Raw genomic sequence first — 12569 nt, 5'->3', positions numbered from 1 at the left:
TATTGCACAGTTAGTACAATAAACTTTTTACACCTCGAGCTGTGGATAACTCTGTTAACAATGTTATTAAATGTTGCTAGATACGGTTTACAGACCTATGCCAAGTTTACACTTTCAAAATTTATAAAGTTTTCATGGCAGTTACATTTCCACCTGTCTTGTAAATTTAACAAAAATGCAAAGTTTTTCACAAAAACAGTGGATAACTTTTTCCACGCCGTACTGTTATTGACCTGTAAATTTGCAAGCGTTTTTTTTACTTTTTTTTATATTCTTTTGGTAATATAAATATTCCTCTAAGAACAAAACTACATATAGGTTAAAACAATCATGAAAACTGTAACGGCCGCCCTTTTTGGCGCATCAGGTCTGACCGGAAGTGCCCTGCTCACAAAGCTGCTTAACAGTACGCAATTTAGCCAAGTGACGGTTTTTGTTCGTAAAAAGCTTAATGTTAGTGACGCAAAATTAATACAAGTCGTGGTTGATTTCGATCAGATAGAGAACCTCGCAGAACATCTACGAGGCATTGATACAGTGTTTTGTTGTTTAGGGACAACCATAAAAAAGGCCAAAACGAAGCAAGCCTTCGCGGCAATTGATTATCAATTGGTGCTAGATATTGGCAAACAATGCGCACACGCTCAGGTAAAGCACTTTATGGTGATCTCAAGCTTAGGTGCTAACAGTGAATCTAAAGCGTTTTACAATGCGACTAAAGGCAGAATGGAGTGTGACATAGCTCGCCTTGGTTTAACGCGTATAAGCGTTGTTAGACCTTCTTTATTGATTGGCCAAAGACCAGAGTTTCGCTTAGCTGAACAACTCTCTATCGTTATTACATCAATGTTGGGCTTTGTGTTTATTGGTCCGTTAGCTAAATTAAAACCGATTAAGGTCAGCTCGGTGGCAAACGCCATGTTCCAGATCGCGGTACGTGACCAATATAATGGCACTGACACTGGCAAAAACAATCACATCGAGTTTATCGAAAATGATACTTTACACCGCTTAGCTGATGCGGCTAAGGAATGAGTTCAGCAACGACAGGTAAGATTGACACCACCAGTAACAGCGCCATGGTGAGGTTAAAATAGCGAACCGATTTAGGGTTATTGATTATCTTGTTCATTAACACGCCAAAATAGAGCCAGCTACCTACGCATGGAAAAGCGACCAAAAAGAAGCCCAAAGCGACCAATAATACTTGGCTAAATAAATGGCCATCCAGCTGAGTAAATGCGGCGATTGCCCCGGTTGCCATAACCCAAGCTTTAGGATTTACCCACTGAAATAGCACCGCTTGTATAAAGGTAAGAGGTTGAGACTTTGTCTCGCCTTGTTGCTGGGTACCGGCATTGGCAATCAGATAAGCAAGATATAGTAAATACATAATACCTATGACTTTGATTGCCATATGTAGCATCGGGAAATGCTCAAAAATGACGCCAAACCCTAAACCAACCAGCACCACCATTGAGGGGAAGCCCAAACAAATACCAAACAAATGTGCCAATGATCTGCGAATGCCAAAATTTAGCCCTGAGGTCATGATCATAATATTGTTAGGCCCAGGGGTTATGGTCGATGAAAAGGCAAAAATCAGAATTGGTAGAAAAAATTCCATGGTTTTATATAAACTTCTATTGGTTAGGTTTAGGTTCTGGTTAGTTTGCTTTTGCTTTTGCTTTTGTTTTTGTTATTAGCGATTTAGCGTCGCTGTTCTGCATTGATGGATTTATTAACGCTCAAAAAAAATCGCATACAGGGATTCACTGTATGCGATTTTTATCAGCAAGCAAAGCTTAATCCGTAATAGCGTATAACCTTGGCTTAAACACCATGTTGGCTAAATAATGCCAACATTTCATCTTCCGTTAATATATCGACGCCAAGATCCGTTGCTTTAGTTAACTTACTTCCAGCTTTTTCACCGGCAACAAGGTAATGGGTTTTAGCCGACACACTGCCTGACACCTTAGCTCCCAAAGATTGCAGCTTCGCTTTCGCCTCACTGCGGCCCATCTGATTCAGCGTACCCGTAAGAACAAAAGTTTGATCTTTAAGCGGTAATTCATCGTCAGCTTTAACTTCAATATCAGGCCAATGAATGCCAGCGGTAAGCAAGGCATCAATCACCTCGTTATTGTGAGGCTGAGCAAAGAACTGCACAATGTTATTTGCCACCACATCACCAACATCACTTACCTCCAGCAATAAGTCTATACTCGCCTCACGCAATGCCGTTAGTGTTAAAAAGTGCTGAGCTAAATTACTGGCGGTTGTTTCACCAACCTCTCTGATACCAAGCGAATAAATAAATTTGGCTAATGTCGTTTGTTTAGATTTGCTTAAAGAGCTAACCAAATTTTGTGCCGACTTACTGCCCATGCGTTCTAACGTGCTTAGCACAGTCTCATTTAACGCAAACAAATCCGCTGGCGTATGAATCAAGTTTTCATCAACTAATTGCTCAACCAATTTATCGCCTAAACCGTCGATGTCCATCGCTTTACGGGATGCAAAATGTTTGATCGCCTCTTTACGTTGCGCTTCACAAAACAATCCACCAGTACAGCGCAATACCGCTTCACCTTCTTGTTTGTCGACGGCAGAGTCACATACAGGACAGGTTTGTGGGAAGATAATATCCTTAGCCTTGTCGTCACGTTTGGCCATCACCACACTGACTACTTGGGGAATCACATCACCTGCACGGCGAATGATCACTGTGTCATTAATTTTTAACGCCAAACGCTCTATTTCATCTTGGTTGTGTAATGTTGCATTAGAGACCGTCACACCACCGACGAAAACCGGCTGTAAACGTGCAACGGGGGTAATAGCGCCGGTTCGGCCCACTTGAAACTCAACATCTAATAATTGAGTCATTTCTTCTTGTGCTGGGAATTTGTACGCGGTTGCCCAGCGTGGTGCTCGAGCAACAAAACCAAGCGTTTGCTGCATGGCAATATCATCAACCTTTAAGACCACGCCATCAATTTCATAAGACAACTGCTCGCGTCGCGTTAAGATGTCTTGATAAAAAGCCTGACATTGCGAGGCATCGGACAATAATTTGCTCTCTGGGCACATTGGCAAGCCAAGTTCTTTAACTTGCATTAATCGTTGAAAGTGACTGTCTGCCAACCAGCTTTCATCACTAACATAACCAAGACTGTAGGCGTAAAACGACAAGTTACGTTTGGCGGTGATACGAGAGTCCAATTGGCGTAAAGAGCCAGCGGCAGCATTGCGCGGATTGGCAAAGGTCTTTTCACCCTGCTTTATTGCCCGCTCATTAAGCATTTCAAAGCTTTGCTTTGGCATAAACACTTCGCCGCGCACTTCAAGCACGTCAGGAAAGTTACTACCACGCAACTTTAAGGGAATGGCATGAATTGTTCGAACGTTTTCAGTAATGTTCTCGCCGGTACTGCCATCACCGCGGGTTGCCGCTTGCACTAACAGACCTTGTTCATAACGCAAGCTGACCGCCAAACCATCTAACTTAGGCTCTGCGGCAATGGCAAATTGCGAGGTATGCAAGCGGTCAGATATACGCTTAACAAACGCTTGCCACTCGTCATCACCAAAGACATTATCCAAGGATAACATCGGCAATTGATGTGTCACTTGCGAGAATGATTTAAGCGGCGCACCACCAACTTTTTGCGAAGGCGAATCGAGTTGTACCAGCTCTGGATGGTCTTTCTCTAACGCCTGCAGTTCACGCATTAACCGGTCGTAATGTGCATCCGGCACACTCGGTTGATCCAATACATAATATTGGTAATTGTACTCGTTAAGCTCAGCAATGATTTGCTGCATCTTTTCTAAAATAGGGGTATTCATGGCTTGTTCAGACATAACGGATCACTTTAGATTAAAAAGCCCCATTGTGTGGGGCTTGATGATTCAATGAGATTAGTAACCGGCCAATCGGGCGCGGCGATCGAACTCACGTATTTTGCTCATATAGTGTTGCTCGGTTTGTCGAGTCATAACACTGCGCTGCCCATCTAAGACTTGACCACCAAATTCATCGGCAATTTGCTTAGCTGCGCTCAGCATTTGCTTAAACACTTTTTGCGGGTCATTGGCATTAGGCAAGGTCATAAACATGGTAATACCGCGAGTGCTGAATTGCTCTATGTTATCCAAGTCAAACGTACCCGGATTAACCATATTGGCAACCGAAAAGGTAATTTTGCCGTTGCCGGCATTGTCTTGATGGCGGTGGAAGATATTCATTTCACCAAACTTCAAGCCTAAGGTTAAGAAACACGGTAACAAGGCAGCACCACTGATTGCTTGTTGCTCAGGCATAACCACTGATAACGCCAATACTTCTTGTTCTAACTCAACTTTCTCACCACGCTCTAGATTATCAAAATCCATTTCCATTTGATTTCGTTTAACGGTTTTTTTGGCTTTGGTTGGTTTTGCAGTACTGGTTGTGGCTTTTGCTTTGACTGCAGCTTTAACTGAGGCTTTAGCATTTTGCACCTTTGGCTCAGTCGCAACAGCGCTATTGTTCGCAGCCACGTCATCATCATCCAATGCGCTCATGCTAGGCATCTCTGGCTCTGGCGTTGCGGATTTAGACTCAAACACTGGCTCTTTGTAAACAGGCTCTTTGTAAACTGGCTCTTTGTAAATTGGCTCTAGCGTTACTTTGGCAGGTTTTGCCGTCACAGCGACATCTTTTGCAGCCGCAGCGTGTTGCGCCACACTCTGATCAGCGGCGACTGTCGCCGGCTCAGCTGTTGCGCTGCGAGCTTGACTGGTACTTACGGGTTCGGCACTGACCGAATCAGCTACCGCAGGAACCTCTTCAAAACTTTGCTCAGCAACAGGCGCTGGCGTGTTCATTGCCTGAACGTTTTGCTCTGCATCACTTACGGCCTCAGCATTTTCAGCAATGGCATGTTGTGATTCTAAGCTATTTTCCAAGGCAGTCTCTGCCATAGCTGAAGTTGCATCGAGCATACTGGCATCAAGCGACTGTTGATTTTTATTGTCCGATTTAGCGATAGGCTCAAGATCATCGTTACTTGGAGAAAAATCACGCTCAAGCACTTCAATCTCTTGCAATGTTGGCGCTTGCTCCATCAACTCTTCATCGCTTACTGGTGGAGGATTATTCGAGGTGATCACTTCAAGCTCTTCGTCACTCGGTTCTGGCACCGAATTGTCAAGAACGACAGGTTTTGGCACACCAACACCAAGTTGATCAAAACCTTCTCGATCAAAATTACGAGCAACGTCGTCTTCAATAGAGGTTTCGACTTTGTCCGATTTGAGCTTTATTGGGTTTTTTCCATCTACATGGATTTTTCGACGTCCGTTCAGATAAATAGCGATGATGACGACGACACTTATAATTATTAATATATCTCTGAAACTGAATTCCATTACCAAGCCTGTTTTACACTGCCTCTGCCATAGCAACTGCTTCGTCAATATCAACGGCGACCATTCTGGAAACTCCAGGTTCGTACATGGTCACCCCTGTCAGGTGCGAAGCCATTTCCATGGCTATTTTATTGTGACTGATATAGATAAATTGCACTGTTTGCGACATTTCTTCAACCAATTTACAAAATCGTCCGACATTTGCATCGTCCAATGGTGCATCCACTTCATCGAGCATACAAAACGGCGCGGGGTTGAGTCTGAATATCGCAAATACCAATGATAATGCGGTTAGCGCTTTTTCACCACCAGAAAGTAAGTGAATTGTACTATTTTTTTTGCCCGGTGGCCTTGCCATAATGGTCACACCAGTATCAAGCAAGTCATCTCCAGTCAACTCTAGATAGGCGCTACCACCACCAAAAACCTTAGGAAACAAAACCTTAAGGTCATTATTCACCTGTTCAAAGGTCTGTTTAAACTTAGCTCGAGTTTCACGATCAATTTTTGCTATGGCGGACTCCAGTGTTGCTAATGCTTGCTGTAAGTCATCATTTTGCTGATCGAGAAAGTTTTTACGCTGCGATTGTTGTTCAAACTCTTCAATCGCCGCCAAGTTAATCGCGCCAAGCGCCGATATTGATTTGACCACACGAGCCAATTTAATTTGCCACTGATTTTCAGAGGCTTTGCTATCTAATGCAGCCAGTATCGTATCGAGATCTTGCTGTAGCTCAGCCAACTGCTCTTTTGCACTCTCTGCTTTGAGTTTGTAGCTTTGCATATCAACAAGCAATTCTTGTATTGATTGTTGGCTCGCGCTAATGCGCTGCATGGCATTGTGCTGGCACTCATTTAAGCGATCAATTTGCTGATTCGATTGCTGCAGTTGCTGATTTATCGCCGATTGCTGGGTATCCAGTTTTGACCGTTGCTCTAGCAACGTTTGCAAACGCGCCTGTTGCTCATCAAGAGGTTGCAGATTTTGTTTAGCCTGTTGTTCTAATTCATCTAATTGTTGCTGCAATTTTTGCCAATGTTCCGTCTCACGAACGTTGGCTTTTTCGATGGCGGCTAATTCACTAGTCAACTTTTGTTGCGTCAGTTGCAGCGATTGAGAACGCTGCGTAGCAACTTTATGTTGGCTAGAACAGTCTTGATACTGTCGCAGCAATTGCTCACGTTCATCGGCCATCGCCGTCAATGCTGACGCATCAATTGAGTTGTCCTCTGCTAAATTATGTTGCTCAATTAATAACTCTTCATAACGAGTCATTTCCTGTTGCAACTGCTCCTGTTGCGCGGCAATCTGATCACCGATTTGAGCTTGCTGATTTTTTGTTAACTCAAGCTCTTGGCGTTTTAAGTGCACCGTCTGTTGCTGCTGTTGTAATGCCTCGTTCGTGGCACCACGTTGCTGTATATGCTGTGCGAGGGTTAGCTTTTGTTCGGCAACGATTTGCTGCTGCAAAGTAAGTTGTTGTTGCGCATCAGCGAGGGATTGTTGTGCTGCGTGGTGTTGCGCTGCCAGCTCTTTAAGACGATTATGTCGTTCAAGTTGACCTTGAGAGTCCGCTAAAACCCCTTTGCGTAACCATTGTTTCGACAACCATAAACCTTGCGGGCAGATCACTGACCAGCTGTTATCCGGTAACACGCCAATAAGCTCTAATGCCTTGTCTTGCGTGTCAGCAACCAACACCTTGGAAAGTTTATCAGCCAATGCGTCACCACCAGCGACTTTAGACAACAAGGTGTGTTGCCCTGCTATCGCCTCAGGCAATGGCTGTTTATCGGTGTTTGTATCATTGCGAACCAACACAGCTTGCTCTAAATCACATGATTGCGGCCATTGTTCAACGTATTGAGCCATAAGAAAATGCTCTAGCACCATTTCAACCGCAACTTCCCAACCCGCATCAACGCTCAGCTGTTGTGCGACGCTTTCAAGCTCCGTTACACCTTGTTGTTGAAGATAATCAGATTGGCGTTTTTGCCAATCACTTTGATTGGCGTTTATCGAGTTCAATGCATCGATTTGCGATTGCAACGTGCCCTGCTGCAGTTTTTGCTGTTGCACCTCATCCAGAAGATTTTGTAATTTGTTTTGCTCGGTTAACAACGCGCTTTCACATTCTTCGACAACCGCTTGATACTGTTGATAACGACTCGAACACTCTTGTTCGCTGAGCATTGCCGCTTCAATCTGTTGTTGTAATTGCTCAACATCAACTAGCGATGTTTGCTCTTTCAACTGACTCAATCGCTGCTCTGTTTTTAGCAACAATTGATTTGTCGCGTCTATTTGGCTTTGATTAATGGCGACGCGCTTTTCGTAATCCGCTTGTTGGCGTTGCTGCTCATCCCATTGTCGTTGCCAGCTTTGTTGGCGCTGACTGATGTCCATTTGTTGTTGCGTCAATTCGTCAAGTTGGGCGCTGACAATGTCGAGTTCTGGTTCAATTTGGCTGAGTTGCTCATGCAACTCAGCTTGTTGTTGCTGATGTTGCTCAATGAGTTTCTTGCTCTCTTGCAAAGATTGTTGCAGACGTTGGTTATTCTCAGACAGCGATAGTTTTTGCGCTTTGACATGTTTGATGTTTTGTTCGACGCCGGCAATATTTGACGTTATTGCCAATTTTTTTTGATTAAGCAGCTCTAGCTTGTCGGTGCTATCATCTTGTCGCGTACGGGCGCTAATAATGTCCTTTTCCGCCTGCACTTGCTCAGCATTGAGTTTTTCTAATTCAGTTTGTAACTGCAATTCTTTACTGTGCAATGATTGCAATTTTAACTGACTATGGCGATATCGTATGCCCGCCAGTTCAGCTTTTAATTGACGCTCTTGCGCTTTTAATTCACGAAAACGAATGGCAGCTTGCGATTGGCCATGCAGTTTTTCCAAATTGACCGCTAACTCTTGGCGAATATCCGCCAAACGCAATAAATTGTCTCGAGTATGGCGAATGCGGTTTTCGGTTTCTCGGCGACGCTCTTTGTATTTTGAGACCCCTGCCGCTTCTTCGATAAAAATGCGCAACTCTTGCGGCTTGGATTCGATAAGCCGAGAAATCATGCCCTGTTCAATAATGGCATAGCTGCGCGGGCCTAGACCTGTGCCGAGAAAAATATCGGTAATATCTTTACGACGGCATTTGCTGCCATTTAAATAGTAGGTATTTTGGCTATCACGATTAACCACGCGGCGAATCGATATTTCGCTGCGATCGGCCATAGAGCCTACCAAACTTTGCGATGCATTATCAAACACCAACTCAACGCTTGCTTGGCCCACCGGTTTACGAGACGTAGAACCATTGAAAATAACGTCGGTCATCGAGTCGCCGCGTAAGTTTTTGGCAGAGCTTTCACCTAAAACCCAGCGTACAGCATCGATAATATTGGATTTACCACACCCGTTAGGCCCAACAATAGCCGTCATGTCTTGTTCGAACGGCACATTGGTGACGTCGACAAAAGACTTAAAACCGGCGAGTTTGATCTTTTTTAGGCGCATAAAGTAACGAGTATTGATTCTTTTTTTAGGTATTTATTATTGTTTTTCTGCCTGAGTTGCAATGCTGAAAATATTGCGCAAAGGCTTATGCTTATTGAACTACTGTATCAAATAAACACACGCTTTGTAACATTTTTCGCTGTTGTTGCCAGCCCCTAATTCGTTATACTAAAAAACAGCTATGAATTTGTGTAAAAAGTGATTCATTACCCACTAAGCTTTACCTTATAAGCGAAGGGTAATTCACCGCAATAATAAAGGATGACAAATGACACGCAGTATTCGCGAGCCTATCGCCCAAGGTGGTGCCGGCTACTTTTTCAAAGGCTTTGAATTAATCAAAACACCAGGGATTCGCCGCTTTGTATTTGTGCCATTGATGGTCAATCTCATTTTATTTGGCGTCGCGTTTTATTATCTCACCTTATACATTAGCGATATCATCGTCGATTTTGAACAATGGCTTGGCACGGACTGGTCATGGCTGACCATGTTTGTCGAACCATTATTGTATGTCACCGCGCTGATATGTTTTTCATTTGTGTTTTCTACGTTTGCCAATTGGTTGGCGGCACCATTCAATGGTTTATTAAGTGAAAAAATTGAACGTCATTTGTCTGGTCATCAACTGGATGATTCCGGCTTTGCAGACGTTATTAAGGATATTCCCCGTACCCTAAGTCGCGAATGGTGTAAGTTAAAATACTACTTACCTCGCGCCATTGGCTTTTTTATCGTGCTATGGATATTGCCATTTTTTGGACAAATCATCTGGTTTGTCTTTATCGCCTGGATGATGGCCATCCAATATTGTGATTACCCTTTTGATAATCATAAAATCAATTTTATCGACATGCGCAGTAAGTTATCTGAGCATAAAGGCAAGTGTTTTGGTTTTGGCATTAGCGTCACTATTGCCGCGATGATCCCAATCGTTAACCTAATTGTCATGCCGGTTGCCATTTGCGGTGCCACAGCGATGTGGGTTGATTATTTTCAACGCGATTATGTTTCTGGCTAGGACTGCAACGTCAGTTAAGCCATAGCGTATATGCTAAGTTAGAACAGAATAATCTCTTACGGACACTCCCATATGATTGCCTAACGTATTTAAATTCAGTATGTTAAAGCTATAAGCCGGTCAAATGGGAGTTTTCAATGAACGAGAACTGGTTACAAAGACAAGATCAAGGAACACGATCACGAGTTTTAGATCATCGCTCACCGTTTCAACGGGATCGAGCTCGCATTCTGCATTCGGCTGCGTTTCGACGCCTGCAATCAAAAACCCAAGTCATGGGCGTTGGTCAAAGTGACTTTTACCGCACTAGGCTCACTCATTCGCTAGAAGCCGCACAAATTGGCTCAGGCATATGCGCCCAATTACGCAATAAATACCCGACTCTAAGCCAACAATTATTACCCACTGAAGATGCCCTTATTGAGGCCGTGTGTTTAGCCCATGATATCGGCCATCCGCCGTTTGGGCATGGCGGCGAGGTGGCGCTTAATTTTATGATGCATAACTTTGGCGGTTTTGAAGGTAACGGGCAAACCTTTCGCATTGTTACTAAGCTCGAACCATACACTGAACATTTTGGCATGAATTTAACACGGCGCACCTTATTGGGCTTGATCAAGTACCCGCAAGTGGTTGAACGACTCGCCAATCAACAAGCACAAACTCCGCCGGTTAACTTTCGCCAATTAAAAGCTGGTGATTGGCACCCACCTAAAGGTTTATATAAAGACGACCTTAAGATCATCGACTGGGTGCTTGCACCATTGTCAGAAAAAGATCGCAATGAATTTCAAAAGGTCATTGTTAATGGCAATGGTCATCACAAAACCTGCTATAAATCACTCGACTGTTCAATCATGGAATTAGCCGATGATATAGCGTACGGCATTCACGATATGGAAGACGCCATTGTCACCCGTGTTGTCAGTCGTGAAAGCTTTGAACAAAACGTTGTGCGACCACTTAGTGAGCTCGATGATGAATTTTTAAATAAACACACCACAGCAATATTTGAAAAGTTATTTTCTTATAAGCGCTATCTGCAAAAAGATGCCATCGGTATGCTGGTGAACTATTTGATCACTCATATTGAGTTGCAGGATTTAAATGACAGCATTGGTACCAACTTCCAAGAGCCATTATTGCGCTACAACGCCGCACTGCCTGCAAAGCAAGCTCAAGCATTAAAAATATTCAAAGATTACGTCTACAAATTTGTGATCAAGCAACCCGACATCCAACGAATGGAATACAAGGGCCAACAGATTGTAATGGAGTTGTTTGAAGCGTTTGCCAGTGATCCTGCTCGATTGTTGCCAATTTCGACCAATGAACGTTGGCAAGTTGCGTGTCAACAAGGTGAAAACCCGCATCGCGTCATTGCCGACTATTTATCCGGGATGACCGATGAGCACGCTATACGGGTTTATGACAGTTTATTTTTGAGCCAAGGTTTGAATAAAAGCCAAGATTTATACTAACCAATCAATTGCACTGGCAGGTGTTCTAGATCGAGTTGGCATAAGTCATCAAACTCAGCAGCTAAACGGCTGCTTTCGGCGACCACTTGCAGAAAATAATCGATGCGTTGTTGTTCAGATAAGGTTTTAAAATCCGTGCGATCGGGAATTTTTTGGTACGGTAAACTGCTGACAAACTGCTGACTTGGGCTTAACACCAACACGTTATCAAAATACTCTTGGTTGCTGTATCTGTGTTTTACGTATTTATCGAACCAACCGGGTTTAAATTTATGATGGAAATGCGGATACAATACCAGCCCCTCTTTAGACGGGTTGCCATCTACCGTCACCGGTCGCGCTAAAAATCGCTGATCGAAATGATAATCAATGATGCCACCATCGCGATACATGCCAGGCCCTGCGCCGCTGATGTCTCTCACCCCGCCAATAAGCAGTGGAATAGCCCCCGTCGCCAATAACGCATCATAGGTATTGTCCGCCGATAACGCCACCTGTTTTGAGTCAATGCCATCGTTATAATCAAACGGCGCGGTAGACTGATTTTGTGAGAAAATAATGCGTTGATAATGCTTCGATAAACGTTTGCGGCTGCGCGCATTAGCCATCGCACTGGCCAGTAAACCACCTAACTGCAGCACAGGATTCTCATGGCGACTTAAGCCTTTTGAACGAGCGACAATGATATGATTGCTAATGTTGGGATTATTGATGATTTCATTCACCCCATTTTGCCCCAGCACATGTTGTAAAAGCTGTTCAGATTGCGCTGTCACTTGTTGTTTATTGGCTTTTTTTGGATAACTTAAATTGGCGTAGCCATCTATCAAGCGGTTTATCGCCGCGAGCTTGTCATTTTGCGCGTAACAACTGAACCGCCATGCGCCGGCTGATGATCCCAAGGTATCTAGCGGCGTTGTTCTGTCTTTAAAAAAATCACCACAAAAATAACGATCGAGGCCTGCTAATACAAACCATTTCGGCCCACCACTGGCACCCACCAATGTGGTAAAAAGATCTGGCTGTAAGCCGTATTGCTTGATGGTGTGATATGCCGTTTTACCTGCATACAAGGTTAATGAACTGCTCACTTGTATTATCTTCGCTTATGTTAATTATCGAGCTGTGTTGG

General features: G+C 43.8%; 8 protein-coding genes. 3 read left to right on the top strand and 5 right to left on the bottom strand.

The features are described from left to right. Positions 1-330: 330 nt before the first annotated feature. Entirely contained in the window at positions 331-1035 is a 705-nt protein-coding gene (locus E2K93_RS15805) for an NAD(P)H-binding protein (protein ID WP_135440013.1), read from the top strand. Here E2K93_RS15805 and E2K93_RS15800 read toward each other — a convergent pair. The 4 genes from E2K93_RS15800 to smc all read right to left on the bottom strand — a co-directional run bounded on the left by E2K93_RS15800 (position 1025) and on the right by smc (position 8935). After that, the gene (locus E2K93_RS15800; RefSeq protein WP_135440012.1) at positions 1025-1627 is read right to left on the bottom strand and encodes a LysE family translocator; all 603 of its coding nucleotides are present in this window, start codon (positions 1625-1627) and stop codon (positions 1025-1027) included. The genes E2K93_RS15805 and E2K93_RS15800 overlap by 11 nt on opposite strands. A 206-nt stretch (positions 1628-1833) precedes the next feature. Then, positions 1834-3855: an NAD-dependent DNA ligase LigA gene (ligA, locus tag E2K93_RS15795; protein ID WP_135440535.1), complete on the bottom strand. Its 2022-nt coding sequence runs from the start codon at positions 3853-3855 to the stop codon at positions 1834-1836. 72 nt (positions 3856-3927) lie between these two features. Beyond that, complete coding sequence (gene zipA / locus E2K93_RS15790; protein ID WP_228445366.1) at positions 3928-5418, bottom strand: cell division protein ZipA; 1491 nt, start codon at positions 5416-5418, stop codon at positions 3928-3930. 13 nt (positions 5419-5431) lie between these two features. Beyond that, on the bottom strand, positions 5432-8935 hold the full coding sequence (smc, locus tag E2K93_RS15785) for a chromosome segregation protein SMC (protein WP_135440011.1): 3504 nt from the start codon (positions 8933-8935) through the stop codon (positions 5432-5434). Positions 8936-9203: 268 nt separating this feature from the next. Between smc and cysZ the strand changes: the two genes are divergently transcribed. After that, positions 9204-9956 (top strand): sulfate transporter CysZ, encoded by a 753-nt coding sequence (gene cysZ, locus E2K93_RS15780; protein WP_135440010.1) that lies wholly within the window; start codon positions 9204-9206, stop codon positions 9954-9956. 137 nt (positions 9957-10093) lie between these two features. After that, positions 10094-11437 carry an anti-phage deoxyguanosine triphosphatase gene (locus tag E2K93_RS15775; protein ID WP_135440009.1) on the top strand — a complete coding sequence of 448 codons (1344 nt, stop codon included), beginning with the start codon at positions 10094-10096 and terminating at the stop codon, positions 11435-11437. Here the strand turns inward: E2K93_RS15775 and E2K93_RS15770 are convergent. After that, positions 11434-12528: a patatin-like phospholipase family protein gene (locus E2K93_RS15770; protein WP_135440008.1), complete on the bottom strand. Its 1095-nt coding sequence runs from the start codon at positions 12526-12528 to the stop codon at positions 11434-11436. The two genes, E2K93_RS15775 and E2K93_RS15770, sit on opposite strands and share 4 nt — an antisense overlap. Positions 12529-12569: the final 41 nt, after the last annotated feature.

It is taken from the genome of Thalassotalea sp. HSM 43 (assembly GCF_004752005.1).
GTDB lineage: Bacteria > Pseudomonadota > Gammaproteobacteria > Enterobacterales > Alteromonadaceae > Thalassotalea_A.
The sequence above is the reverse complement of the archived record's forward strand: the minus strand, read 5'-3'. Positions and strand labels throughout refer to the sequence as shown.